The organism is Kitasatospora sp. MMS16-BH015, assembly GCF_002943525.1.
Taxonomy (GTDB): domain Bacteria; phylum Actinomycetota; class Actinomycetes; order Streptomycetales; family Streptomycetaceae; genus Kitasatospora.
Window position 1 is genome coordinate 809,305 of record NZ_CP025394.1, and the last position, 24,118, is coordinate 833,422.

At 73.1% G+C, this 24,118-nt stretch carries 22 protein-coding genes, 4 tRNA genes and 2 pseudogenes; 12 read left to right on the forward strand and 16 right to left on the reverse strand.

Annotated features, from left to right (window positions below):
• Positions 1-2,199, reverse strand: a complete 2,199-nt coding sequence (scpA, locus tag CFP65_RS03600; RefSeq protein ID WP_104814716.1) for a methylmalonyl-CoA mutase — start codon at positions 2,197-2,199, stop codon at positions 1-3.
• Positions 2,199-4,061 (reverse strand): methylmalonyl-CoA mutase small subunit, encoded by a 1,863-nt coding sequence (mutA, locus tag CFP65_RS03605; protein WP_104814717.1) that lies wholly within the window; start codon positions 4,059-4,061, stop codon positions 2,199-2,201. Before mutA ends, scpA begins: the two co-directional genes overlap by 1 nt.
• 432 nt (positions 4,062-4,493) lie before the next feature.
• Between mutA and CFP65_RS42375 the strand changes: the two are divergent.
• Positions 4,494-4,763: pseudogene (locus CFP65_RS42375) on the forward strand (cupin domain-containing protein); the annotation flags it as partial.
• Between the two features lie 288 nt (positions 4,764-5,051).
• Positions 5,052-6,059 carry an SIS domain-containing protein gene (locus CFP65_RS40475; protein ID WP_254552202.1) on the forward strand — a complete coding sequence of 336 codons (1,008 nt, stop codon included), beginning with the start codon at positions 5,052-5,054 and terminating at the stop codon, positions 6,057-6,059.
• Positions 6,060-6,081: 22 nt separating this feature from the next.
• Here the strand turns inward: CFP65_RS40475 and CFP65_RS03615 are convergent, their stop codons facing one another.
• On the reverse strand, positions 6,082-6,582 hold the full coding sequence (locus tag CFP65_RS03615; protein WP_104814719.1) for a hypothetical protein: 501 nt from the start codon (positions 6,580-6,582) through the stop codon (positions 6,082-6,084).
• A 206-nt stretch (positions 6,583-6,788) separates the two neighbouring features.
• On the opposite strand from CFP65_RS03615, the gene CFP65_RS03620 reads away from it, so the two are divergent.
• Positions 6,789-7,112 (forward strand): hypothetical protein, encoded by a 324-nt coding sequence (locus tag CFP65_RS03620; RefSeq protein ID WP_104814720.1) that lies wholly within the window; start codon positions 6,789-6,791, stop codon positions 7,110-7,112.
• On the opposite strand, the gene CFP65_RS03625 is transcribed toward CFP65_RS03620, so the two are convergent.
• The 4 genes from CFP65_RS03625 to metG all read right to left on the reverse strand — a co-directional run bounded on the left by CFP65_RS03625 (position 7,079) and on the right by metG (position 10,405).
• Entirely contained in the window at positions 7,079-7,588 is a 510-nt protein-coding gene (locus tag CFP65_RS03625; protein ID WP_104820631.1) for a hypothetical protein, read from the reverse strand. The genes CFP65_RS03620 and CFP65_RS03625 overlap by 34 nt on opposite strands.
• Before the next feature lie 5 nt (positions 7,589-7,593).
• Positions 7,594-7,809: a hypothetical protein gene (locus CFP65_RS38660; RefSeq protein ID WP_158702001.1), complete on the reverse strand. Its 216-nt coding sequence runs from the start codon at positions 7,807-7,809 to the stop codon at positions 7,594-7,596.
• A complete protein-coding gene (locus tag CFP65_RS03630) occupies positions 7,793-8,533 on the reverse strand; it encodes a hypothetical protein (protein WP_158702002.1) in 741 nt (246 codons plus the stop codon). Before CFP65_RS03630 ends, CFP65_RS38660 begins: the two co-directional genes overlap by 17 nt.
• 147 nt (positions 8,534-8,680) lie before the next feature.
• Positions 8,681-10,405, reverse strand: coding sequence for a methionine--tRNA ligase (gene metG / locus CFP65_RS03635; RefSeq protein ID WP_104814722.1), 1,725 nt, complete (start codon positions 10,403-10,405; stop codon positions 8,681-8,683).
• Between the two features lie 142 nt (positions 10,406-10,547).
• Here metG and CFP65_RS03640 point away from each other — a divergent pair, with 142 nt between their 5' ends.
• The 3 genes and pseudogenes from CFP65_RS03640 to CFP65_RS03650 form a co-directional block, all read left to right on the forward strand.
• Positions 10,548-11,558, forward strand: a complete 1,011-nt coding sequence (locus CFP65_RS03640) for a LacI family DNA-binding transcriptional regulator (RefSeq protein ID WP_104814723.1) — start codon at positions 10,548-10,550, stop codon at positions 11,556-11,558.
• 86 nt (positions 11,559-11,644) lie between these two features.
• Positions 11,645-12,652 (forward strand): endonuclease/exonuclease/phosphatase family protein, encoded by a 1,008-nt coding sequence (locus CFP65_RS03645; protein WP_158702003.1) that lies wholly within the window; start codon positions 11,645-11,647, stop codon positions 12,650-12,652.
• Between the two features lie 78 nt (positions 12,653-12,730).
• Positions 12,731-12,939: pseudogene (locus tag CFP65_RS03650) on the forward strand (transposase); the annotation flags it as partial.
• A 174-nt stretch (positions 12,940-13,113) separates the two neighbouring features.
• On the opposite strand, the gene CFP65_RS03655 reads toward CFP65_RS03650, so the two are convergent.
• The 6 genes from CFP65_RS03655 to CFP65_RS03675 form a co-directional block, all read right to left on the reverse strand.
• Positions 13,114-13,195: transfer RNA gene (locus CFP65_RS03655), tRNA-Tyr, on the reverse strand.
• Position 13,196: 1 nt separating this feature from the next.
• Positions 13,197-13,291: transfer RNA gene (locus tag CFP65_RS38665), tRNA-Ser, on the reverse strand.
• A gap of 20 nt (positions 13,292-13,311) precedes the next feature.
• A tRNA-Ser gene (locus tag CFP65_RS03660) sits at positions 13,312-13,396 on the reverse strand.
• 9 nt (positions 13,397-13,405) lie between these two features.
• Positions 13,406-13,476 (reverse strand) — tRNA-Gln (locus CFP65_RS03665).
• 358 nt (positions 13,477-13,834) lie between these two features.
• Positions 13,835-14,227, reverse strand: a complete 393-nt coding sequence (locus tag CFP65_RS03670) for a hypothetical protein (protein WP_104814724.1) — start codon at positions 14,225-14,227, stop codon at positions 13,835-13,837.
• Positions 14,224-14,514, reverse strand: a complete 291-nt coding sequence (locus CFP65_RS03675) for a hypothetical protein (protein ID WP_104814725.1) — start codon at positions 14,512-14,514, stop codon at positions 14,224-14,226. The genes CFP65_RS03670 and CFP65_RS03675 overlap by 4 nt, the downstream gene beginning before the upstream one ends.
• A gap of 286 nt (positions 14,515-14,800) precedes the next feature.
• Here CFP65_RS03675 and CFP65_RS03680 point away from each other — a divergent pair, with 286 nt between their 5' ends.
• From CFP65_RS03680 to CFP65_RS03710, 6 genes are all read left to right on the forward strand, one after another.
• The gene (locus CFP65_RS03680; RefSeq protein ID WP_104814726.1) at positions 14,801-16,192 is read left to right on the forward strand and encodes an NADP-dependent succinic semialdehyde dehydrogenase; all 1,392 of its coding nucleotides are present in this window, start codon (positions 14,801-14,803) and stop codon (positions 16,190-16,192) included.
• Between the two features lie 103 nt (positions 16,193-16,295).
• On the forward strand, positions 16,296-16,901 hold the full coding sequence (locus tag CFP65_RS03685) for an HdeD family acid-resistance protein (protein WP_104814727.1): 606 nt from the start codon (positions 16,296-16,298) through the stop codon (positions 16,899-16,901).
• A gap of 151 nt (positions 16,902-17,052) precedes the next feature.
• Positions 17,053-18,381, forward strand: a complete 1,329-nt coding sequence (locus tag CFP65_RS03690; RefSeq protein ID WP_104814728.1) for an NAD(P)/FAD-dependent oxidoreductase — start codon at positions 17,053-17,055, stop codon at positions 18,379-18,381.
• 225 nt (positions 18,382-18,606) lie between these two features.
• On the forward strand, positions 18,607-19,896 hold the full coding sequence (locus CFP65_RS03700; RefSeq protein ID WP_104814729.1) for a cyclopropane-fatty-acyl-phospholipid synthase family protein: 1,290 nt from the start codon (positions 18,607-18,609) through the stop codon (positions 19,894-19,896).
• Positions 19,893-21,164 carry a cyclopropane-fatty-acyl-phospholipid synthase family protein gene (locus tag CFP65_RS03705; RefSeq protein WP_104814730.1) on the forward strand — a complete coding sequence of 424 codons (1,272 nt, stop codon included), beginning with the start codon at positions 19,893-19,895 and terminating at the stop codon, positions 21,162-21,164. Before CFP65_RS03700 ends, CFP65_RS03705 begins: the two co-directional genes overlap by 4 nt.
• Complete coding sequence (locus CFP65_RS03710; RefSeq protein ID WP_371682356.1) at positions 21,161-21,946, forward strand: serine aminopeptidase domain-containing protein; 786 nt, start codon at positions 21,161-21,163, stop codon at positions 21,944-21,946. Before CFP65_RS03705 ends, CFP65_RS03710 begins: the two co-directional genes overlap by 4 nt.
• An 8-nt stretch (positions 21,947-21,954) precedes the next feature.
• Here the strand turns inward: CFP65_RS03710 and CFP65_RS03715 are convergent, their stop codons facing one another.
• The 3 genes from CFP65_RS03715 to CFP65_RS03725 form a co-directional block, all read right to left on the reverse strand.
• Positions 21,955-22,188 carry a CsbD family protein gene (locus tag CFP65_RS03715; RefSeq protein WP_104814731.1) on the reverse strand — a complete coding sequence of 78 codons (234 nt, stop codon included), beginning with the start codon at positions 22,186-22,188 and terminating at the stop codon, positions 21,955-21,957.
• 193 nt (positions 22,189-22,381) lie between these two features.
• On the reverse strand, positions 22,382-23,203 hold the full coding sequence (locus tag CFP65_RS03720; protein ID WP_254552203.1) for a ferritin-like domain-containing protein: 822 nt from the start codon (positions 23,201-23,203) through the stop codon (positions 22,382-22,384).
• Positions 23,200-24,006, reverse strand: coding sequence for a ferritin-like domain-containing protein (locus CFP65_RS03725; protein ID WP_254552204.1), 807 nt, complete (start codon positions 24,004-24,006; stop codon positions 23,200-23,202). Before CFP65_RS03725 ends, CFP65_RS03720 begins: the two co-directional genes overlap by 4 nt.
• Positions 24,007-24,118 lie beyond the last annotated feature (112 nt).

The window sequence follows — 24,118 nt, forward strand, 5'->3', positions numbered from 1 at the left end:
CTACAGCTCGTGGCCGAGCTCGGCGGCCAGCTTGACCAGCAGGTCGTACGCCGCGTCCGGGATGACCGTGCCGGGCGGGAAGACCGCGGCGGCGCCGGCCTCGTACAGCGCGTCGAAGTCCTGCGGGGGGATGACCCCGCCGACCACGATGGTGATGTCCGGACGACCGGCCGCCGCGAGCTCCTCGCGCAGCGCCGGCACCAGCGTCAGGTGACCGGCCGCCAGCGAGGAGACGCCGACGATGTGCACGTCGGCCTCCACGGCCTGGCGGGCCACCTCGGCGGGGGTCTGGAAGAGCGGGCCCACGTCCACGGTGAAGCCGAGGTCGGCGAAGGCGGTGGCGATCACCTTCTGGCCCCGGTCGTGGCCGTCCTGGCCCATCTTGGCGACCAGGATGCGCGGGCGGCGGCCCTCCGCCTCCTCGAAGCGCTCGACCAGTTCGCGGGTGCGGGTGAGCCCCTCGGAGGGGCCGGCTTCGTCTCGGTACACACCCGAGATGGTACGGATCTGGCCGGAGTGGCGGCCGTAGACGGCCTCCAGGGCGTCCGAGATCTCGCCGACGGTGGCCTTGGCCCGGGCGGCCACGATGGCCAGCGCCAGCAGGTTGTTCTCCAGACCGGTGGAAGCACCCTCCGAAGCTGCAGCCGTGAGCGCGGCCAGCGCGGCCTGGCAGGCGGTCTCGTCGCGCTCGGCCCGCAGCCGGGCCAGCTTCTCGACCTGCTGGGCGCGGACCGAGGAGTTGTCGACCTTGAGCACCTCGATCTGCTCGTCACTGGCGACCCGGTACTTGTTGACCCCGATCACCGGCTGGCGGCCGGAGTCGATCCGCGCCTGGGTGCGGGCGGCGGCCTCCTCCACGCGCAGCTTGGGGATGCCCGCGTCGATGGCCTTGGCCATGCCGCCGGCCGCCTCCACCTCCTGGATGTGCGCCCAGGCGCGGGTGGCCAGGTCCTGGGTCAGCTTCTCCACGTAGGCGGAGCCGCCCCACGGGTCGATGACCCGGCAGGTGCCGGACTCCTGCTGCAGCAGCAGCTGGGTGTTGCGGGCGATCCGGGCCGAGAAGTCGGTCGGCAGCGCGAGCGCCTCGTCGAGGGCGTTGGTGTGCAGCGACTGGGTGTGGCCCTGGGTCGCGGCCATCGCCTCCACGCAGGTGCGGGTCACGTTGTTGAACACGTCCTGCGCGGTAAGCGACCAGCCCGAGGTCTGCGAATGGGTGCGCAGGCTGAGGGACTTGGGGCTCTTCGGGTCGAACTGCTTGACCAGCTTGGCCCAGAGCAGCCGGGCCGCGCGCAGCTTGGCGATCTCCATGAAGTAGTTCATGCCGATGGCCCAGAAGAAGGAGAGCCGCGGCGCGAAGGCGTCCACGTCCATCCCGGCCGCGATGCCGGCCCGCAGGTACTCCACGCCGTCGGCGAGGGTGTACGCGAGCTCCAGGTCGGCCGTGGCTCCGGCCTCCTGGATGTGGTAGCCGGAGATGGAGATCGAGTTGTAGCGCGGCATCTTCTGCGAGGTGTACGCGAAGATGTCGGAGATGATCCGCATCGAGGGCTGCGGTGGGTAGATGTAGGTGTTGCGGACCATGAACTCCTTGAGGATGTCGTTCTGGATGGTCCCCGCCAGCTGCTCCGGCGCCACCCCCTGCTCCTCGGCAGCCACGATGTAGAGGGCGAGCACCGGCAGCACGGCGCCGTTCATGGTCATCGACACCGACATCTTGTCCAGCGGGATGCCGTCGAAGAGCTGGCGCATGTCGTAGATCGAGTCGATCGCCACACCGGCCATGCCGACGTCGCCGGTCACGCGCGGGTGGTCGCTGTCGTAGCCCCGGTGGGTCGGCAGGTCGAAGGCGACCGAGAGGCCCTTCTGGCCGGCCGCGAGGTTGCGGCGGTAGAAGGCGTTGGACTCCTCGGCGGTGGAGAAGCCCGCGTACTGGCGGACCGTCCACGGCTGGTTCACGTACATGGTCGGGTACGGCCCGCGCAGGTACGGGGCGATGCCCGGGTAGGTGCCCAGGAAGTCCACGTCGGCCAGGTCGGCGCCGGTGTAGAGCGGCTTGACGGCGATCCCCTCGGGGGTCTCCCAGACCTGCTCGGCGACCTCCTTGCCGGTGGCCTGCTGCCAGCCGGCCTGCCACTGCTCCTCGGTGGCCCCCGCGTCCGTGGCGCTGCCGAGCTCGACCTCGGTGAAGTCGGGAATCATCACACCGCTCCGATCTGGTCGAGGGCGGCGGTCAGGACGGCGACGGCGTCGCTGCCCACGTGGACGAACGCGTCCACCCCCGCCCGCTGGTACGCCTCACGCCGCTCGCCGGGCTGACCGGCCAGCAGGACGAGCCGGGCGCCGGCCGCCTTGAGCGCGGCGGCCACGGCCTCGGCGTGCTCGGCGTACAGCTTGTCGCCGGAGCAGAGGCAGGCCACGGTCGCACCGGAGGCGGCGAACGCCTCGGCCAGCACAACGGCCTCGGTGCCCTCGGCGCCGGTGGTCTCGATGCCGCCGGCCTGCAGCAGGTTGGCGGCGAAGGTGGAGCGACCGGTGTGCACGGCCGCCGGGCCCAGCTGGGCGAGGAAGGCCTTCGGGCGGGCGCCGTGCGCGGCCAGGTACGCGTCGGACCGGCGGCGCAGCGCCTCGAACTGCTCGGCGCGGCGCACCGTGGGCAGGCCGCCGCTCGGCCGGGCCGGGGCGGGCTCGCGGACCAGCGGCTGCTCACCGAGGTTGGGGAACTCGCTGACGCCGGTGACGGGCTCGCGGCGGTGGGCCAGCTCGGCCGTCCGCTCGGCCCAGGTGCGCTCGATCCGCTCGGCCACCAGGCCCTCTTGAAGGGCAGCCCGCTGGCCGCCGGCCCGCTCGATCTCCTGGAAGAAGGTCCAGGCGGCCTGGGCCAGCTCCTCGGTGAGCTGCTCCACGTACCAGGAGCCGCCGGCCGGGTCGATCACCCGGGCCAGGTGGCTCTCCTCGAGCAGGATCGACTGGGTGTTGCGTGCCACCCGGCGGGCGAAGGCGTCGGGCAGGCCGACGGCCTCGTCGAAGGGCAGCACGGTGACGGCGTCGGCGCCGCCGAGGCCGGCGGCCAGGCAGGCGACCGTGGTGCGCAGCATGTTCACCCACGGGTCGCGCTCGGTCATCATCACCCGCGAGGTGACGGCGTGCTGGTGCTGGGCGGCCTGCGCGGGGGCGACCCCGGAGACCTCGGCCACCCGGGCCCAGACCCGGCGGGCGGCGCGCAGCTTGGCGATGGTGAGGAACTGGTCCTCGGTGGCGGCCAGCCGGAACTCCAGCTGCCCGGCGGCCTGGTCGGCGCTCAGCCCGGCGGCGGTGAGCGCGCGCAGGTAGGCGACGCCGGTGGCCAGCGCGCAGCCCAGCTCCTGGGCGGCGGAGGCACCGGCCTCGTGGTACGGCAGGGCGTCCACGGTGAGCGCGCGCAGGCCGGGGTGGTCGGCGGCGGTGCGGCGGGCCAGCTCGGTGGCGGCGGCCAGCAGGCCGTCCGTCCGGGAGTCGTCCCCGGTGCGGGCCAGCAGGCAGAGCGGGTCGGCGCCCAGGGTACCGGTGGGCTTGTCGTACAGCGCGAGCAGCTGCTCGGCGGCGGCCGGGAACTCGGCGCCCGCGTCCAGCGCGACGGCGGCCAGGTCCAGGTAGACCCCCGTCAGCACCCGGGGCAGCTCGGCGACCGGCAGGCCACCCTCGCCGCCGAGGGTCAGCCAGAGGCTGGTCACCCCGTTCTCCAGGTCGGCGAGCACGGCCTCGTTGGCGCGGCGCGGGTCCGGGTCGGCGTGCTGCTGGCGCACGTCCCAGCCGGAGAGCGCGGAGCCCTGCGGGCGGCCGCCTCGGACGAACGGGGGGAAACCGGGGTAGCCGGGCTCGGCGGCCGTGTCCGTCGCGGTGTACAGCGGACGGACCCTCAGGCCGTCCTGGAGATCGGTGGCGAGCGCGTCCTCGGCGTCGACACCACTGACGTCCTGCGCACCAGACTTGCGCAGAACGCCTTCGACAAGACGCTGCCACTGCTCTCGGGTTGCATCCGGGAACTCGGCGGCCAGGGAGAGCCCTTCGGGCGGGACCGTCATGGGGAAAGGTTAGAGCCTGTTAACCCTCCGGTTGCAGATCGAACCGGTGTGACCTTGCCCTCGCTGCACTCCACGCGCCGTGCAGTGCCGCAGCTGGGAGCCCCTCCCGCCCCCGACCGCCCCACCACCTCGGGCGGAATTCGTGGCCGTACCGAAAAGAATCCATGCCGGTCAGGGTGGCGCTTTTCCGGTGGCTTCACTGACAGGTTGACACCTTGCCAAAATGGCCCCGACGAGCCGGAATTCCTTACTCCGGAGTGGCCTTGACAGTGCGCCACGGCCCCGACGAGGATCTCCGTCGCCAACCATCGACGACGAACGGGATTGACGGGGGAATCGGACAATCCGGCGCTTTCTCGTACCAGCGGACCGGATCCGCCGAATTTCCCCGAATTCGCCGGGGGAAGGTGTGAGTCCATGCTGATCCGCCCGATGACCGAGCACGATCTGGTCGACGCGTACGGCATCCGCTACCAGCAGCTCTACCCGCACGGCGGGGAGCACCTGGCGCCCTGGGGTTTCGGGCGGGCCGTGGTCGAGCCCGGCGGGGCCACCGAGGCGCACCGGCACGAGGAGAACGAGGCCTTCGTCTTCCTGTCGGGCACCGGCGAGATCACCATCGGCGCAAAGGCCGCGGCCGTCGGGCCCGAGCTCTCCGTCTTCATCCCCGCCGGCACCCCGCACCGGCTGGTCAACACCAGCCCGGACGCCCCGCTCGTTCCCCGAGGAGCGGTTCGACCCGCTGACCAGCCGGATCACCTGGAACATCCAGGCTTTCGACCCGAGTTCGGGTACGGTCGGCCGCAGTGTCACCGCCGACTACCGCGTCTACAGCGCCCACGAGCTCACCGGCCTGCTCGCCCGCGCCGGCTTCATCGTGGACGGGCTGCGCGGCGACTACGACCTCGCCCCGTTCCACGTCCACTCGCCGCACCTGATCTGCACGGCCACCCGCACCGTCTGAGACTCCGTCCGAAAGAAGTGACCCCGATGCCCCGCACCGCCCAGGAGACCGCCCTCCACCGCATGATCCACGCCCAGGCCGAGGCCGTCGACCGCCTGGCCGACGCCGACCTGACGGCCGCCGCCGAGCGGCTGTCCGGCGCCGGCCGGGTGCTGCTGCTCGGCACCGGCACCAGCCAGCACGCCGCCGAGCTCGGCGCGATGATGCTCAACCAGGCCGGGGTGGACGCCCGCTGGTCCACCGCCGGGCAGTTCGCCCGCTGGGGCGCGGCGCTGCGCCCGGACGACGCCGTGGTGGTGCTCACCCACACCGCCGAGACCGCCTACGCGCTGCGCTGCCGCGAGCAGGCGCTCGCGGCGGGCGTGCGGACCGTCTCGATCACCGGCATCGGCACCGCCGACTGGCCGGAGGCCGTCGAGACGGTGGCCAAGGAGCAGTCCGAGACCTACACGGTCAGCTACACCGCCGCCCTCACCGTGCTCGCCAACCTCGCACACCGGCTCGGCGCCGCCCAGTACGGCCCCGAGCAGCTGCACCGGGCCGCCGAGGCGATCCGCACGGTCTGCCAGGACCCCGGCCTGGACGAGATCGCCCTGCCCGCCCGCGCCCTCGCCGTGATCGGCGCCGGCCCCTGGGGCGTCACCGCCCGCGAAGGCGCCCTGAAGATCCGCGAGGCCGCCCGCATCCTGGCCGAGGGCTACGAGTCCGAGCTCTACCTGCACGGCTCGGCCGTCCCGTTCGGCGCCGCCGACGGCCTGCTGCTGCTCCAGCCCGACGCCGACCAGGACGGCCTGACCGCCGCCCTCGGGGAGGCCGCCGCAGCCGAGGGCATCACCGTCTCCACCCTCACCGCCACCGGCCCGGCCGCCGAGCTGCCGCCGGTCCTCGCCCAACTCCCCCTCACCGTCCGCCTCCAGCTGCTGGCGAACCACTGGGCGGCGCTGCGCCACCAGAACCCGGACGTGGCCATCATCGGCGCCTGGGCCAAGACCGAACTCTGGCAGCTGGGCGCCCCGGACGGCGGCGCCGCCTGACCCACCGCGAGCCGGGCCGCTCTCACGCCTGCGGGGGGCGGCCCGCCCTCCTGGCGCCGGCCGGCCAGACCACCCGGACGGGGATGCCCGCACGTCTGGCCTCCGCGACGGCGGCGGCCGTGCCGCCGCCCAGCGCCGAGGGCTCGCCGTCCCAGACGGCCACCAGCACCTCCGCCAGGTCCACCAGCACCGCGTTCGCCGCCTCGTAGGCCGCCACGTCCGGCTCGGCGTACGGCAGCACCGTCACCTCTTCGGCGGCGGCCAGCAGCCGGTCGTACCGGGCCCGGGGCTCCCCCGGGGCCAGCACCTCCCGGTAGGCCGCGCTGGGCAGCACCACCGCGAGCCGTCCGCCGAGCGCGAGGACGGCCTCGGCGAACAGCGTGTCCGCCCCCGGCGCCAGGCAGGACACGCCGAGCAGCCCGCCCCCGCCCAGCTCCCCGAGCACCTCACGCAGCGCCTCCGCCACCAGCGTCTCGGTGACCGGCGTGAGTTCCATGTGCCCGGTCACCGCGATCGTCCGCATCAAAACTCGCCCGTCTGCCGTCCGTCACCGGCCGCCAGTCTCCCAGCCGGAGCCCCCGCGGCGCAGCTCCGGCCCCCTGGCGCCCGGGACTTCTCCCACTCCCGGCCACCCGACGGCCGACCCTGCCCCACCCGCCTGAAGCCGGGGACGGGAACTACTGTGGCCTGACTGAAATCTCTCCGCCACGCATCGGGAGCTGGTCCACGGTGAAGAAGCCCCACTGGCAGCCGTACTGGTGGCGCCTGCTCTACCGCGCCGACGGCGAGCCCGACTTCACGGCCCTGGGCCCCGACCCGCTCAGCCGCGTCCCGAACGAGGCCCTGAAGAACACGCCCCTCGAAGCCTGGGCCGACGCCCTGCTGGCGGATGCGCCCACCGAACTCGAGGACCTGCGCGGTGATCTGCTCCTCGAGTGCCACACCGAGCCCGCCCCGGCAGCAGGCACCCCACCGGTGTACTCGCGCCAGGTGCGGCTGACGGGGCCGGATCGGCCGGCTCAGAGCACGGCCGCCAGGAACCCCACCAGGTAGGCCACCGCCGCGATGACCGGGACGGCCTGCTCGGCGTAGGTGAGGCGGATGTACTTGCGCCAGTCCTTGCCCTCGCCGAGGTGGGTCCACTCGGCTTCGGAGTAGGCGAAGGCCGGCAGACGGCGTTCCATGGCGCCGATCACGGCCCACTTGGCGGCGCTGAGTTGGCGGTAGGAGCGCATCATCACGTACCAGACCAGGCACTGCGCCAGCAGGATCAGCAGGCCGGCGACCAGGGACCAGACCGGGGTGCCGGCCCAGCTGTCGGCCGAGACGGCGGCCAGGGCCGCGACCACGGCGGTGTTGAGGGTGAGGAAGAAGGTGTTGGTGAGGTTGCGGCGGGAGCTGACCCGGTCGGCCATCTCCACGCAGAGCTTGTACTGCTCGAGGACCGCGCCCTGGTACTTGTCCTGGTTGCGGGCGTAGTCGGCGGCCGTCACGGCCTCGTTCCAGAGGGCATCGTCCATACCGGTCATGGCGGTCATTCTGACGGATCATCATCCTGCACGACAGGGATTCTGCTCGGCCGCCGCCGCGGCAGCGCGGCCAACGGCGCCAGCACCGGCCGCAGTTCCCGTTCCACCAGCCGCCGCAGCGTCCACCGGCTGACCAGCCGCAGCGAGGTCGGGTCGAACCGGACGAACCGGGGCCGCCAGTGCACCCCGAAGACCACCAGCCCCTTAAGACCGACCGGCAATTGGGGGTGGGAGAAGGAGCGGCGTCCGGGCCGAGTCTGGGCGGTGCCGACGAAGGAGCCACTGCGGAGCATTGGCGACTGAGGAGAAGCCGTCCAGGCGACAGCCCGGGCGTTGCGACGCCGCCCCCCAATTGCCGGTCGGTCTAAGCACGAAATCCCACCGCAGCCGGCTCCGGCCGCCGTTCAGCCAGACGTTCCACCGCGGGCGGACCGGCCACGCCGGGGCGGGGAAGGGCGGCAGCTCCGGCAGCGGCGGCCAGGGGCCGGGCTCGGTCGCCGAACGGCGGGCGTACTCCTCGGTGACGGCGGTGCGGAAGGCGTCGTAGACCTCGGGGGCGCAGTAGACCAGCAGCACCAGCCGGGTCGGCGGCAGCCGCCGCAGGGTCTCGGTGTACTCCCAGACGGTGCCCGGGCCGGGGCCGACCGAGAGCAGCACCAGGTGGGCGTGGCCGATGAGTTCGCTCACCGTGTCCTGCCAGTCGTCCAGCGGCAGGTAGGCCCGGGAGGCGCCCGGCAGCGGCAGCGGCTCGCCCGGACGGCCGATCGCGATCACCCGGCCGAACCGCCGGAACCGGCGGACCAGCGACTCCTCGTGGGTGAGGGCGAAGACCAGCCCGCATGCTCCCTGGAGCCAGAGCGCGAGCCCGCCGCTCAGCTGAACATCACGCAGCAGCGCCCCCCGGAGCAGGACGAAGGAGGCCAGACCCGTACTCGTGCTCAGCACCCGTAGCATCCAGCCAGCAGCAGCCAACCTCCTTCCGTGGCTGAGCTGTTGAGCTGGCTCCGGTATCCCGTTGTCATCCCCCATTCCTCACACGCTACTGCCCCCGCCGCAAGCTCGCGGCGGGGGCAGCAACTCCTCAGAACATACTCAGACGGCGTCCGGGTCGCCGCCGAAGCGGGTGCGGTAGCCCTCCAGGTCCTCGTCGGTGATCTTGGCGAAGAGCACCGGCGGGACGGTGAACGGGGTGCCGGCCGTCACCAGGGAGAGCGAGGCGGCCTGCTCGGGGGTGTACCAGGTGGACTCGTCGGCCGGCAGCGCGAAGGCTCCGCGCATCGCCCGGCTGGCGGCCGGGATGAAGGGCTCGGAGAGCACGGCGTAGAGGTGGATCAGGTTCATCGCGGTGCGCAGCGTGAGCGCCGCCGCCTCCGGGTCGGTCTTGACCTGCGTCCAGGGGGCCTTCTCGTCCAGGTAGGCGTTGCCCGCGCTCCACAGCGCGCGCAGGGCCTGCACCGCCTTGCGGAAGTTGAGCGCGTCCAGCTGGCCCTCGTACTCCGCGAGCAGCTCGGCGATCTGCGCGCCGAGCCGCGCCTCCGCCTCGCCCGCCTCGGCCCCGGCCGGCACCTCGTCGCCGAACCGCTTGCGGCTGAAGGTGAGCACCCGGTTGACGAAGTTGCCGAGCACGCCGGCCAGGTCCTTGTTGACGTTGGCCGCGAACAGCTCCCAGCTGAAGCTGGAGTCGTCCGACTCGGGGGCGTTGGCCATCAGGAAGTAGCGCCAGTAGTCGGCGGGCAGCAGCTCCAGGGCGGTGTCGGTGAAGATGCCGCGCTTCTGGCTGGTGGAGAACTTGCCGCCGTAGTACGTCAGCCAGTTGAAGGCCTTGACGTAGTCGACCATCTTCCAGGGCTGGCGCGAGCCGAGGATGGTGGCGGGGAACATCACCGTGTGGAACGGGACGTTGTCCTTGGCCATGAACTCGGTGTAGCGGACGCCGTCGGCCTGGTACCACCAGGACTTCCAGTCCCGGGTCTCACCCGGCTGGGCGGCGTCCGACCACTCCTTGGTGGCACCGATGTACTCGATCGGGGCGTCGAACCAGACGTAGAACACCTTGCCCTCGGCGGCCAGTTCGGGCCACACGTCGGCGGGCACCGGCACGCCCCACTCCAGGTCGCGGGTGATCGCCCGGTCCTGCAGGCCCTCGGTCAGCCACTTGCGGGCGATCGAGGAGGCCAGCACCGGCCACTCGTCGCCGTGCGCGGCGATCCAGGCCTCGACCTCGCCGGTCAGCTTGGCCTGGAGCAGGAAGAGGTGCTTGGTCTCGCGGACCTCGAGGTCGGCGCTGCCGCTGATCGCCGAGCGGGCGTCGATCAGGTCGGTGGGGTCGAGCACCCGGGTGCAGTTCTCGCACTGGTCGCCGCGGGCCTTGTCGTAGCCGCAGTGCGGGCAGGTGCCGACGATGTAGCGGTCGGGCAGGAAGCGCTCGTCCGCGTTGGAGTACACCTGGCGGACGGACCGCTCCTCGATGAAGCCGTTGGCGTGCAGCTCGCGGGCGATCTCCTGGGTGATCTCGCGGTTCTGCGGCGAGGAGCTGCGGCCGAAGTGGTCGAAGGACAGCTCGAAGCCGTCGTAGATCGCCTTCTGCTGGTCGTGCGCGGCGGCGCAGAAGTCGGCCACCGGCAGCCCGGCCTCCTTGGCGGCCAGCTCGGCCGGGGTGCCGTGCTCGTCGGTCGCGCAGATGTAGAGCACGTCGTGGCCGCGCTGGCGCAGGTACCGGGAGTAGACGTCGGCGGGGAGCATCGAGCCCACCATGTTCCCCAGGTGCTTGATCCCGTTGATGTAGGGGAGGGCGCTGGTGATCAGGTGTCGAGCCATGCTCGGACGCTCCAATGCGGTGTCCGGCAGCGCCCCCGCAGGAGCGCCGCGACGGGGCAGCTTTCTTCTGCTGTGGGCGGGATCATCCTACCCACCCCGGCGGACCGCCCTGTCGTGTGTCCGTTCCGTGTACGCTTCCCCGATGCCCAAGGTGACGAGAAACGATGTGGCCCGCCGAGCGAACGTCTCGACGGCCGTCGTCAGCTACGTCATCAACAACGGGCCCCGGCCGGTCGCCCCCGCCACCCGGGAGCGGGTGCTCGCGGTGATCGAGGAGCTCGGCTACCGCCCCGACAGCATGGCCCAGGCGATGGCGCGCCGCCGCACCAACCTGATCGGCATGGTGCTGCCCGACGCCCGCCAGCCCTTCTTCGCCGAGCTGGCCCACGCCGTGGAGCAGGCCGCCACCGAGCACGGGCGGCTGGTGCTGATCGGCAACTCGGACTACTCGGACTTCCGCGAGGACCACTACCTGCGCGAGTTCCTCGGCATGCGGGTGGACGGCCTGATCCTGATCAGCCAGGTGCCCTCCAGCCGGGTGGCCGCCGAGATCGCCACCGACGGCACCACCCGGGTGGTGCTGCTCCACCACCGCTCCGAGGCGCCGGACAACGTCGCGGTGGTCACCGACGACACCGGCGGCGCCGAGCGGGCCGTCCGCCACCTGCTCGACCACGGCCACACCACCCTCGCCTGCCTCGGCCGCTCCCCCGGCTCGCTCGGCAGCTTCGACCCGGTCGCCGAGCGCGTCGCGGGTTGGGAGCAGGCGATGTCCGCCGCCGGCCTGCCCACCGAGGGCCTGCTGGTGGACGCGCCCTACGGCCGCTCCGGCTCGTACGGGGTCGCCCTCGAACTGCTGCGCCGCCCCGACCGCCCCACCGCGGTCTTCTGCGCCACCGACGACCAGGCCATCGGCGTGCTCCGCGCCGCCCGCGAGCTCGGCCTCGCCGTCCCGGGCGACCTGGCGGTGGCCGCCTTCGACGACATCAAGCAGTCGGCCCTCGCCGACCCGCCGCTCACCACCGTCGCCGCCGACCGCGACGCGATGGCCCGTGCGGCCGTCGCCCTGGCCCTCGGCCTGGAGCCCGAACCGGCCTCCGTGGTCACCTTCCCCGCCGAACTGGTGGTCCGCCGCTCCTGCGGCTGCGCCTGACCCTCCCCTCCTCCCCCGCCCGGGAACCGCTCCGGGCCAGGTCACGTCCGTGCTTCGTAACCGGACGGACCGACACAGGGGGACTGATGACGCAGACCGAGCAGGCACCGGCCGCGACCACCGAGGCTCCGATACCTGCGCGCCGGCCGGCCGGCTGGCGGCAGGGCCAGTGGCGGCGCGGCAGGATCCTCGCCGGGCTCGCGGTACTGGCCACCGTCCCGTTGGCGCTGCACGGGCTGTTCCCCGACCCCGGCAATCTGGCCGGGCTGCTGGAGACCTTCCTGCCCTGGTGCGGCCTGGCCGTCCCGCTGCTGCTGGTGCCCGCGCTGCTGCGGCGCTCGGCCACCGCGCTGGTCGCGCTGCTGCTGCCCACCACCGTCTGGCTGGCCTGCTTCGGCGGCGCGCTGGTGGACGGCAGCACCGGCAAGGGCGAGCTGACCGTGGTCACCCACAACGTGGCGGCGGCCAACACCGACGTGGCGGGCACGGTACGGATGCTGCTCGACTCCGGCGCCGACCTGATCGCGCTGGAGGAGCTGAGCTCGGCCCTGGAACCCCAGTACCGGCACGGCCTGGCCGCCGCCTACCCGTACCACGCGGCCGGTCACGGCAGCGACGGGCTCTGGTCGAAGTACCCGCTCACCGAGGGCACGCTCGCCACCGGCCCGGACGGCCAGACCACCACCACGGTCTTCCGCTCGGTCGCCAGCACCCCGAAGGGCGAGGTCGCGGTCTACGTCGGCCACCTGGACTCCGTCCGGGTCACCTTCGGCAAGGGCTTCGGCGCACAGTTCCGCGACCGCAGCATCAAGACCCTGGGCGCGGCGCTCAAGGCCGAGCCGCTCGACCGGGTCCTGCTGATGGGCGATCTGAACGGCAGCCTGACCGACCGCGCCTTCGCCCCGCTGACCGACCAGCTGACCGCCGCCCAGGAGGTGGCCGGCGCGGGCTTCGGGTTCACCTGGCCGAGCGCCTTCCCGGCGGTGCGGATCGACCACATCCTCAGCAAGGGCCGGCTGACGCCCACCGACTCCTGGGTCCTCCCCGCCGACGGCAGCGACCACCTCGCGGTAGCCGCCTCCTACCGGTACTGACTCACCCTCCCCCCCCAGCGACACGACGTGGTCGCGGATCCGCACCACGGCGAAGACCTCCACCACCCCGACGGCGATACCCCGGTGGCGATCGAGACCAGTCGCGGTCTGCTGGGTCGCCGTCCTGCGCACCGGAAATCGGCGGGTGTTAGCGATCAACCCGCTCGCCGCCGCCCGTTACCGGCGCCGGCACGGCGTCCCACACAAGAAGTCCGACCCGGGCGACGCCTCTGGTCCTGGCAGACGTCCTGCGTACCGACATGCCCATGCACCGCCCGCTGCCCGCTGCCCGCTGCCCGCTCAAGCGCGCCGGCCGCCAGCGCGGGGTCGACGCCGAGGCCGAGCCGGGCCGACCACGCCCGCCGCGCGTGCGGTTCACACTGCCTGGGGTCGCGGCCGGGTGCCGGTCATGGCCGTCACCGTATCGATGAGGAATTCGCTGGGACGGGAAGATCAATTATTGGTGGGCGAGGCCGGAGTCGAACCGGCACAGCGAAGCGGGGGCTTTACAGGCCCTTGGGCTCTCCATTGCCCAGCTCGCCCTTGGCGGAGGAAGTGGGGGTCGAACCCACATGGGTGCTTGCGCACCCCAACGGTTTTCAAGACCGAGGCCGGCGCCACCTGTCGGCTGGCTCCTCCAGTGAACTGCGGGTGTTGCGCGGAGAGTGCGCGGATCGAACGCGCGCGGGCTTCCACCCGACGACGGCTTAGCAAGCCGCTGCCTTACCACTCGGCCAACTCTCCAGAGCTGCGCTGCCGGACGAGGATTCGAACCCCGATTCCCTGATCCAGAGTCAGGTGTGCTGCCGTTGCACCATCCGGCACTGCGGGGTGGGCGGCACGACGAAGGCCGCCCGGACGGGGGCTCCCCCGTGGGCGGCCGGGCGCTGCTGCGCCGGTCTACCGCGAGGAGGGGTGCCCCTGGCTCTGCCGGGAACTCGAGGAACGCTGATACGACCGACTGCTGCTCATGGTGCGTTCCTCTCCACTCGGTGGTGCCGGGCTGTTGCCCATACTCTGCGGCATGCCGTGGGGAGGGGGCAAAGGGTTTTCCTCAGCCGATCCGTCGTGCCTGGGTGCGCTCCAGCGGGGTGTGGCGCGTGGAGCAGCGTCGGGCGTTTCCCGGCCCGGCCGACCCCTACGCCGAGTAGGCCGGTGGCGTCCGGAGGCAAGCAGCGGCGCCTACGGCTCCAGGCGGGGGTCGTCAATGGATACGGTGACGACCCCCGGCGGATACAGCTCCGGATCGGCCGTCAGGATCAGGTGGTGCTGCGGCCGCACCGGGGTGGGCAGACTGGCGGCGATCGCGTGGGCCAGGTCCCGGCCGCCATACCCGTCCCGGACCATGGTGGCCACCACCACGGCGGTGCTCGCGTCCAGCGGCTCGAACTCCAACGCGGGCAGCGCCAGTATCGCGTTCGCCGCGCCCTCGTCCTTGATCTCCGCCTCCACCAGGCAGAGCACCGGCACCAGCAGATGCCGGAACGGGCTGTGCAGCGCCGAGTCCACGATCCGGTGAAGCCGCGGATGCCCCTCCGCGAGCGCCCGCAGGGCGCTGGAATCCAGGATGATCACGCGCTGCGCCTGGGGGCGACCTTGGCGCGGGCGTCCTCGGCGGCGATGCCGTAGACCCGCTGCAGCAGGTCCGGGCCCTGGTCCAGCTCGGTGTCGGTGAGCGTCATCCCGAAGTGCTCCCGCAGCATCCGGCGGCCCTCGGCCACACGCTCGGCGATCTGCTCGGGGGTGGGCTGCTGCTCCACCAGCAGGGCGACCTGGGCGCCGATGGTGGTGCCTTGGGCGGCGGCGAGGGCGGCCAGGCGGTCACGTGTATCAGAGGAGACCTTGATCGTCGCATCAGCCATACCGCGATCGTACACCGCTGGTGTACCGATGGTGTACGAGCGATGGCAGGCCAGCCGACCGCGGCCCTCGACGCGATCCACCTCGACCGGGGCGCAGGTCGTCGCGCTGCTTGAGGACGGCGGCACGGGCCATCGCCTCCCTCTTCGCCAGCTCCCTCGGTTCGGGTGGCATGCACTGCGCACAGGAAACAACCGCGCGGACCCGCCGTGCGCGTTGCGCCGGGCGTCCGCGGGGTAGTCGCGGCAGGGTGGGTCAGAGCCGATCCCGACCAAGGAGTGAGAAGTCATGGCCATCGCAACCGTCAATCCGGCCACCGGGGAGACCATGGAGACCTTCGTCCCGTACGACGACGCCGCCGTCGAGCAGCGGCTGGCGCTCGCCGAGGCGGCGTTCGCGGCCTTCCGGCTCACCTCCTTCGAAGAGCGGGCGGCCCTGCTGCGGGGGGCGGCGGACCGGCTGGACGCCGAGCTGGAGGAGATCGCCCGCACCATGACCATCGAGATGGGCAAGCCGATCGGCGCCGCCCGGGCCGAGGTCGCCAAGTGCGCGAAGGCGATGCGCTGGTACGCCGACCGGGCACCGGGGCTGCTGGCCGACGAGCACCCGGAGGCGGCGGACGTCGCGGACTCCGGTGCCGCCTCCGTCCTGGTGCGCTACCGGCCGCTGGGGGTGGTCCTGGCCGTGATGCCGTGGAACTTCCCGCTCTGGCAGGTGGTGCGGTTCGCCGCCCCGGCCCTGATGGCGGGCAACGTCGGCCTGCTCAAGCACGCTTCGAACGTGCCGCGCACGGCACTGGCGCTGGAGCGGGTGTTCCGCGAGGCGGGCTACCCGCAGGGCTGCTTCCAGACGCTGCTGATCGACTCCAAGGCGGTCGAGGGCGTGATCCGGGACCGTCGGGTGGCCGCGGTGACGCTCACCGGCAGCGAGGGCGCCGGCCGTTCGGTGGCGGCCGTCGCCGGCGACGAGGTCAAGAAGTCGGTGCTCGAACTGGGCGGTAGCGACCCGTTCGTGGTGCTGCCGTCGGCAGACGTGGCGGCGGCGGTGAAGTGCGCCGTCACCGCCCGGGTGCAGAACAACGGACAGTCCTGCATCGCGGCGAAGCGGTTCATCGTCCATGCGGAGGTGTACACGGCGTTCACGGCCGCCTTCACGGACCGGATGCGGGAGCTGCGGGTCGGCGACCCGCTGCTGGAGGAGACCGAGGTCGGCCCGCTGGCGACCCGTCAGGGCCGGGCCGATCTGGAGGAGCTGGTGTCGGACGCGGTGGCCGAGGGAGCGGTGGCGGAGTGCGGCGGCAGCCGCCCCGAGGGCATGGACGACGGCTGGTTCTACCTGCCCACGGTCCTGACCGGGGTGACCCCCCAGATGCGGATCCACCACGAGGAGGCGTTCGGCCCGGTCGCCACGGTGTACCGGGTGGAGGACCTCGACGAGGCGGTGGCGCTCGCCAACGACACCCCGTTCGGCCTGAGTTCCAGCGTGTGGACGAACGACGTGCAGGAGCAGGAGCGGTGCGTCCGCGACATCGAGGCGGGCGGCGTCTTCTTCAACGGCATGACCGCCTCGCACCCGGCCTTCCCGTTCGGCGGCGTGAAGCGGTCCGGGTACGGCCGGGAGCTCTCCGACCACGGGATCCACGAGTTCTGCAACGTGACCACCGTGTGGCGCGCCCGCTGACCCGCCCGCGGATCGACCGGGTCCGCCGGTCCGGGCGCCGGGCCGCCACCCGTCCGGGGTCCGTACGGTGGCAGGGTGCCGGGGGCGCTCGAAGGATGGGCCCATGACTTCAGGACTGAACGCACCGCAGCGCCCCGACCGGTCGCCGTACGGCCCGGACCCGGCGGACCTCCTCGGGAAGATCGCGAAGAGCGCCTGGCAGGCGGTGCTCTGCGCCGGACTGGCGGCGCTGGTGCTGGGGTGCATGGTGCTGGCGTGGCCGAAGGCGACGCTGGTGGTGGCCGGCATCGTGTTCGGGCTCTACCTGGTGGTCAGCGGGGTGCTGCAGCTGGTCGCGGCGTTCGGGACGCACGTGTCGACGGCGCTGCGGGTGATGGCGTTCATCTCCGGTGTGCTGTGCGTGCTGCTCGGGCTGCTGTGCTTCCGCAGCGCGCTGGAGTCGGTGCTGCTGCTGGCACTCTGGATCGGCATCGGCTGGTTGTTCCGGGGCATCACCCAGACCGTGGCGGCGGTTTCGGACCCGCTGATGCCCGCGCGGGGCTGGCAGCTGTTCGCCGGCGTGATCAGCGTCTTCGCCGGCGTGGTGCTGATGGTCGCTCCGCTCACCTCGCTGCACGCGCTGACGGTGCTCACCGGCGTCTGGCTGCTCGCCGTCGGCGTGGTCGAGATCGTCACGGCGGTACGCATCCGCCGTCACCTCAAGGCCTAGCCTCCTCCGAGCGGCCCAGCACCAGGGGGACCGCCGCCCCGGGCCACCGGAGGGCTCGCCCACGTCCGGACCAATCCGCTGCCCCGACTGCGCCGAACGTGGAGCAGAGGGAGGGCACGTGATGGCGCCCTTCCGGGTACAGGGAGGGCACATGGTGGCAGTCACCCGGCAGACGACGGCAGGCTCTTGGCGTTACGGGCGCTCGGGGCGTGGCACGGTGGCCGTGGTCGGGGCCGGGGTGGCCGGCCTGACGGCCGCGTACCGTCTGCAGGGCGCGGGCCTGGCCGTGGAATTGTTCGAGGCGGACGACCGACTGGGCGGGCACGCGCACACCCAGCGGGCGGTGGGCGCCGACGGCCGGGAGGTGGCGCTGGACACCGGGTTCCTGGTCCACAACGAGCGGACCTACCCGCACCTGGTGGCCCTGTTCCGCGAGCTCGGGGTCTCCACCCGCGACAGCGAGATGAGCATGTCGGTGCGCTGCGACGGGTGCGGGCTGGAGTACGCGGGCGCGCGCGGCCCGGCCGGGCTGGTCGCCCAGCCCGGCGCGCTGCTGCGCGGGCGGTACCTGCGGATGCTGGCCGAGGTGCCGCGCTTCCACCGCCGGGCGCGCGCGCTGCTGGCCGACCCGGCGGCGGGCGATCCCACCCTCGGTGAGTTCCTGGCGGCCGGCGCCTTCTCCCGGTACTTCGTCGAGCACTTCATGACGCCGGTGGTGGCGGCGGTCTGGTCGTGCGCACCGGACCTGACGGGTCAGTACCCCGCGCGCTACCTGTTCGCGTTCCTGGCCAACCACGGCATGCTCTCCGTCACCGGGTCGCCGACCTGGCGCACCGTGGTGGGCGGCTCGCAGACCTACGTGGCGAGGATCGCCGAGCAGCTGACCGGGGTGCACCGCTCGGCGCCGGTGCGGGCCGTGCTCCGCCACGAGGACGGCGTCACGGTGACCACACAGGACAGCCGGAGCACCGAGGTCGACGCCGTGGTGATCGCCACCCACGCCGACCAGGCCCTGCGGCTGCTGGCCGACCCCACCCCGGCCGAGCGCGAGGTCCTGGGTGCCTTCCACTACTCCGTCAACCCGACCGTGCTGCACCGTGACGCCTCCCACCTGCCGCTGGCCGCCCGGGCCCGGGGCTCGTGGAACTACCGGACCGCGGGGTGCGGCGACAGTGCCGCGGGCGTGCGGGTCAGCTACGACCTCAACCGCCTGCTGGGCCTCGACACCCCCGAGCACTACCTGGTGACGCTCAACGAGGACCCCGACCGGCCCGTGCCGGCCGAGCACGTCGTCTCCCGCACCGTGTACGAGCACCCGATCTACACCCGGGAGAGCGTCGCCGCCCAGGCCCGGCTCCCCGGGCTGAGCACCGGGCGCACCGCGTTCGCCGGTGCGTACCACGGCTGGGGCTTCCACGAGGACGGCTGCCGCTCCGGCCTCGAGGCGGCCCAGGCCCTGCTGAAGGTCGGCGCACCGTGACCACGCGACCGACGGCCGCGACCGCGCCGCCCCCGGCGGTGCTGCCGCGGCCGTGGGGCACGGCACCCTGCTCACTCACCCCCGCTCCCCCGGTCATGCCTGCCACCCGCCGTCCACGTCCCCGGTCAGCGCCCGCATCCGCTACCGGGGCGTCCGGCCGTGGCTGCGCGGCCTGCCCGTCCACCCCCGCCCCGACCGCACGCCACGGAATAAGGACCTGCCTCCATGACCACGCACGCTGAAGCCCTCGCACCCGACGCGTTCGCGACGGCGGATCCGCAGCACTGGCCCGACGTGGCCCGCGTGCCCCGCACGCCGCTCAAGGCGGCGGTGGCCCGCGGCCTGCTGCGCCGCATCGCCCGCAGGCGGGGCCTGCGGGTCGTCCTGCCGGGCGGCCGGCTCCTCGAACCGGCCCCGGCCGAGGCACCAGCCTTGCGCCTGCACCGGCCGGACGCGTTCTTCCACCGCATCGGCGAGAGCGGGCTGATCGGCTTCGGGGAGTCCTACCAGGCCGGCGAGTGGGACTCGCCGGACCTGGTGGCGCTGCTGACCGCACTGGCGACCGCCCCCGAGACGCTGGTGCCCACCGGCGCCCAGTGGCTGCGCCGCCTGTACGTCCAGCGGCCGCCCGCCGGGGAGCTCAGCACGCCCGACAACGCGCGCACGAACATCCACCGGCACTACGACCTGTCCAACGAACTGTTCGGGCTCTTCCTCGACCCCACCCTCTCCTACTCCTCGGCCGTCTTCCCGACCGGCCGGGGCGGCGCACCGGTGGCCTCCTGGGAGAACCTCGCCGATGCCCAGCACCGCAAGATCGACCGGCTGCTTGACCTCGGCCGGGTCGGGGCCGGTACCCGGGTGCTGGAGATCGGCACCGGCTGGGGCGAGCTGGCAATCCGCGCGGCCGCGCGCGGGGCTCGGGTGGTCAGCCTCACCCTGTCCGAGGAGCAGCTGGCGCTGGCCCGGCGCCGGGTCGCCGAGGCCGGTGCGGCGGACCGGGTCGAGGTGCGGCTGTGCGACTACCGCGCCGCCGAGGGCGAGTTCGACGCGGTGGTGAGCGTGGAGATGATCGAGGCGGTCGGCCGGCCGTTCTGGCCCGCCTACTTCGCCACCATCGACCGTGTCCTGGCGCCGGGTGGCCGGGCGGCGCTGCAGGCCATCACCATGCCGCACGAACGGATGCTGGCCAGCAGCGGCACCTACACCTGGATCCTGAAGTACATCTTCCCCGGCGGCCAGATCCCCTCCACCGAAGCGATCCGCCAGGCCGCCGCACGGCACACCGGCCTGCGGGTGGCGGCTTGCGACTCCTTCGGTCCGCACTACGCCGAGACGCTCCGGCTGTGGCGCGAGCGCTTCACCGAACGGGCCGACGAGGTCGCCGCGCTCGGCTTCGACCAGGTCTTCCGGCGCATGTGGGAGCTCTACCTCGCCTACTCCGAGGCCGGGTTCCGCACCGGCTACCTCGACGTCCAGCAGCTCCTCCTCACCCGCCCGGAGTCGACCCGATGACCCCCGCCAGCCGCCTCGCCGGCCTGCTCACCGACCTGCTCGGCCGCCCGCTGCCGTTCCGCCTCAAGGCGTGGGACGGTTCGACCGCGGGCCCGGCCGACGCGCCGACCGTGGTGCTGCGCAACCGGCGCGCGCTGCGCCGTCTGCTCTGGCAGCCCGGCGAACTCGGCCTGGCCGACGCCTACATCAGCGGCGACCTCGACGTCGAAGGCGACCTCGCCCCGGCCCTCTCACAGGTACGGCGGGCCCTGGCCGGACACGGCCCAGTCCGCCCCGGCGCGCGGGACTGGCCCCGGCTGCTGGCCGACGCCGCCCGCCTGGGTGTGCTCGGCCCGCGCCCCGTACCGCCCGGCGGCCGGGCCCGGGTGCGCGGCGCCCTGCACAGCCGCGCCCGCGACCGGGCGGTGATCAGCCACCACTATGACCTCTCCAACGAGTTCTACGCCCTGCTGCTCGGCCCGGCCATGGCCTACTCCTGCGCCTACTGGACGCCCAAGAGCGACACCCTGCAGACCGCACAGGAGGCCAAGTTCGACCTGATCTGCCGCAAGCTCGCCCTGGAGCCGGGCAGCCGCCTGCTCGATGTGGGCTGCGGCTGGGGCGCGCTGGCGGTGCACGCCGCGCGTGCCTTCGGCGCGCAGGTCACCGCGGTCACCCTGTCGGCGCGTCAGCACGCCTTCGCCACCGCCGCCGTCGAGGCCGCCGGGCTCGGCGGCCAGGTGAAGGTGCTCCTGCGCGACTACCGGGAGATCGACGGCGGCTCCTACGACGCGATCAGCTGCGTCGAGATGGGCGAGCACGTCGGCGACCGGGAGTACCCCGCGTTCGCCCGCCGCCTGCACGGCCTGCTCGCCCCCCACGGCCGCCTGCTCGTCCAGCAGATGTCCCGCGGCACGGTGGCGCCCGGCGGCGGCGCGTTCATCGAGACCTACATCGCTCCCGACATGCACATGCGCCCGGTCGGCGAGACCGTGGCCCTGCTGGAATCCGCAGGGCTGGAGGTGCGCAACGTCGAGGCGCTGCGCGAGCACTACGCCCGCACCATCGACGCCTGGCACGACAACCTGCGCGAGCACCGCGGCGAGTTCACCGCCCTGGTCGGGGAGCCCACGGTCCGCCTGTGGGAGCTGTACATGGCCGGCAGCTCGCTGGCCTTCGCCGAGCGCCGGATGGGCGTGGACCACGTCCTCGCCGTCCGGCCGGACGGCGACGGGACCAGCCGGGTGCCCGCCACCCCGGCCGGCTGGTACCCGGAGGGAGGGGCGTGAAGGCCGCCGCCTCCGCGGTCGACCTCGCCGCCAGGGCCGGCCGCGGCGGCCCGGCACGAGGGCTGCTCGTCACCGTCGGCGCCGCCCGCCCAGGCACCGGAGCCGGCCGGGCCCTGCCGCCGGGGAGCCGGCTGCGGGTGCACCGCGCGCCCGAGCGCCCCTCGGCCGCCGTGCTCCTGCTGCACGGCGGCCGGGCGGACAGCCTGCAACCGGTACCCCGCCTCGCCCTGGCCAGGCTCCGCATGCACCCGTTCGCCGCGCAGATCGCCCGGCGACCGTGGGGCCGCCAGGCACTGGTCGCAGCGGTACGGTACCGCTACCGGGGCTGGAACGGCGACCAGGCCCATCCCGTCCAGGACGCGCTGCAGGCCCTTGACGAGCTGTCAGCACTGGCCCCGGGAGTCCCCGTGCTCCTGGTCGGGCACTCGATGGGCGCCCGGGCGGCCCTGGCCGTCGCCGGCGCCGACGCGGTGCGCGGGGTGGTCGCCCTGGCGCCGTGGTGCCCGCCGGGCGAACCCGTGGCCCACCTACGCGGCAGGGCCGCCGTCTTCCTGCACGACGAGAGCGACCGGATCACCTCGGCCGCACAGACCTGGGACTTCGCGCACCGGGCAGCCGCGGCGGGAGCCGACGTCCGGTGCGTCCCGATGCCGAACGGCGGGCACGCGATGATCCGCGGTGCCCGCCGCTGGCACGAGCTGGCGGCCGACCACGCCGGCGCCGTCCTCGCCCGGACCCCCGCTCCGCACCCGGGAGGCGCTGCGCCGAGCGGGCGGAGCTAGACGCCGCCTCAGTTGTCGCGCTTGAGGACGCCCTTCACCCGGTCGGCGACGTCGTGCGCGGCGCCCTTGAGGTCTTCCGCGGCCTGCCTGACCTTCGACTCGGCCTGGTCGGCCTGCCCCTCGCCCTTGAGCTCCTCGTCGCCCGTCAGGCTGCCGAGCTTCTCCTTGGCCTTGCCGGTCACTTCCTGCGCCTTGTTCGACAGGTCGCTCACGGTGGTCTCCGTCCCGATGGTGGCGGCCACGGGTCGCAGCCGCTGGTCCGTCCCACTCTGCCGGGAGACTCCCGTGCGGGCACCTCGGCAGGTCCGGACCAGCGACCCCGCGGGTCGGACTCGCCCGGGGTGTCACGACCGGGCGGGCATTCCGGAGGTCGGGGTCTGGCGGGCCGGAACGGGTGGGGGAATTCCGGTACCGGCCCGCCAGGTCTGGGGGTGCTCAGACCGTGAGCAGGGTGGGGCTGGCGGCCTTGTCGACGGGCAGGAAGTCGTCGGGGACGGGGTACTGGCCCAGGACGTAGTTGAGGATCGCCGCGTGCATCGCCTCGACGGGGGCGATGGTGGCGGCGGTGGCGATCCCGGCCGGGCTGCCGACGTTGTAGGTCGCGAAGAGGTACGTCTGGGCGGCCTGGTCCTCCAGCGACAGTGCGAGCTTGGCGACGGTACCCACGTCGGTGGCCGCGCCCAGCGCCTGGAGGGTGGCGGGCTGGTTGGAGAGCGGGACGTCACTGATGGCCGGCTTGCCGGCGCCGGTGAGCACCGCGTTCCAGGCCTTCGCGTGGTCGGCGTGCTGACCCATGGCCGTGGTGACGAAGGTGGCCACCGCCGGGGGCACGGTGCCGAGTTTGCCGGCCTTCGCCGCGTCCAGCGCGGCCTGGTACGCGCCGACCGCCTGGTTCTCCAGCGCCGTCGCCAGCGCGACCACCTTCAGGTCCCCGGTGTACAGCCCGGGGGCGGCCGAGCCGGAGGCAGCCGCCGACGGACTGCCTGAGGACGAGGAGGAGGACGAGGAGGACGTGCTGCTGGAGCAGGCCGCGAGGGTCAGCGCGGCCGCGGCGCCACCGGCTCCCAGCAGGAAACGGCGCCGACCGAGGTCACGGGGGCCGTCCGCCCGGCGGGAGCGGATCTCCGCCGCCAGCTCGACGGCGCTCGCCCGCATCGCGGGCAGCGTCGCCTGGTGCGCCTCGTGCATCTCCCTGGTCAGGCAAGCGAGTTCGCGCTCGCTGATGGGGAGTTCCCAGCCGCCCTTGGTGGTCGTCACTTCACGGCCCCTTCGCTGATCGGGGAAGCACTGTCGGTCTGGTAGAAGGCGTCGGGGAAGCCGACGCTGCCGGCCGCGGCGGGCAGCTTGGCCGGGTCGACCGGGATGGTGATCAGATCGGCGGCGTTGCCCGCGAGCAGCGCCTGCACCGCGAGGAGCGTGGCGCGGTGCTGGGCCTCCACCGGCGCCACCGAGGCGAACAGCTTGCGCAGCTCGGCGTTGGAGACCTGCGCGACGTTCTTGGTGTAGGTCTGGGCCGCCACGTCCTCCAGGGTGATGGCGAGCTTCACCACGTCGGCGGGGCCCTTGATGGTCGGCAGGGCCTGGTCGACGACCGCCTTGTACTTCGGGTCCGGGTCGTTCTGCGCCTTGCCGCCGGCCTTGGTGGCCGCGGCGTTGAACGCCTGCGCGTGCGCCTGGTGCTGCTGGGTGGTCTTGGCGATGAACGCGGCCACCGTCTTGTTGCCGTCCTTGATGAACGGCAGGCCGGCAGCGGTCTGGTAGACGCTCACCGCCAGGTTCTCGATCGAGGCGGCGGTCTGCAGCGCCATGATGTCGTCCGCCATGGAGCCTGCGGGGGAGGCGGTGTCGGCGAACGCCCGCGTGGCACCCCACAGCGCGGCCAGGCCGCCCGCGCCGGCGACCAAGCCGCCGCGCTGCCACCAGGACCGCCGGACCGGCTCGGCCGCCTGCGCGAAGTCGGCCAGGGCGGCGCGGGTGATCCGCACCGCGTCGCTGTTCAAGTCCTCGGACTGCTCGGTGAGTTCTTCGAGCAGCCGGGTGTCGATGCGCTCTGCAGGCATCATGCTCCCGTCTCAGGCCGGCGCCCGCCGTCGGCGGGCCCTTTCGTGAGTGCTTCGCGGCACTCGGGGGCCCGGATTGGTCGAACTTCCGCTTGCGCCCGAAGGGGTGAAC

Excerpts from the sequence above, each read along its gene's own strand:
- scpA (WP_104814716.1), bottom strand. The coding sequence starts at position 2,199 with ATGATTCCCGACTTCACCGAGGTCGAGCTCGGCAGCGCCACGGACGCG.
- mutA (WP_104814717.1), bottom strand. The coding sequence starts at position 4,061 with ATGACGGTCCCGCCCGAAGGGCTCTCCCTGGCCGCCGAGTTCCCGGAT.
- CFP65_RS40475 (WP_254552202.1), top strand. The coding sequence starts at position 5,052 with ATGCCCCGCACCGCCCAGGAGACCGCCCTCCACCGCATGATCCACGCC.
- CFP65_RS03615 (WP_104814719.1), bottom strand. The coding sequence starts at position 6,582 with ATGCGGACGATCGCGGTGACCGGGCACATGGAACTCACGCCGGTCACC.
- CFP65_RS03625 (WP_104820631.1), bottom strand. The coding sequence starts at position 7,588 with ATGACCGGTATGGACGATGCCCTCTGGAACGAGGCCGTGACGGCCGCC.
- metG (WP_104814722.1), bottom strand. The coding sequence starts at position 10,405 with ATGGCTCGACACCTGATCACCAGCGCCCTCCCCTACATCAACGGGATC.
- CFP65_RS03640 (WP_104814723.1), top strand. The coding sequence starts at position 10,548 with ATGCCCAAGGTGACGAGAAACGATGTGGCCCGCCGAGCGAACGTCTCG.
- CFP65_RS03645 (WP_158702003.1), top strand. The coding sequence starts at position 11,645 with ATGACGCAGACCGAGCAGGCACCGGCCGCGACCACCGAGGCTCCGATA.
- CFP65_RS03675 (WP_104814725.1), bottom strand. The coding sequence starts at position 14,514 with ATGGCTGATGCGACGATCAAGGTCTCCTCTGATACACGTGACCGCCTG.
- CFP65_RS03680 (WP_104814726.1), top strand. The coding sequence starts at position 14,801 with ATGGCCATCGCAACCGTCAATCCGGCCACCGGGGAGACCATGGAGACC.
- CFP65_RS03685 (WP_104814727.1), top strand. The coding sequence starts at position 16,296 with ATGACTTCAGGACTGAACGCACCGCAGCGCCCCGACCGGTCGCCGTAC.
- CFP65_RS03690 (WP_104814728.1), top strand. The coding sequence starts at position 17,053 with ATGGTGGCAGTCACCCGGCAGACGACGGCAGGCTCTTGGCGTTACGGG.
- CFP65_RS03700 (WP_104814729.1), top strand. The coding sequence starts at position 18,607 with ATGACCACGCACGCTGAAGCCCTCGCACCCGACGCGTTCGCGACGGCG.
- CFP65_RS03705 (WP_104814730.1), top strand. The coding sequence starts at position 19,893 with ATGACCCCCGCCAGCCGCCTCGCCGGCCTGCTCACCGACCTGCTCGGC.
- CFP65_RS03725 (WP_254552204.1), bottom strand. The coding sequence starts at position 24,006 with ATGCCTGCAGAGCGCATCGACACCCGGCTGCTCGAAGAACTCACCGAG.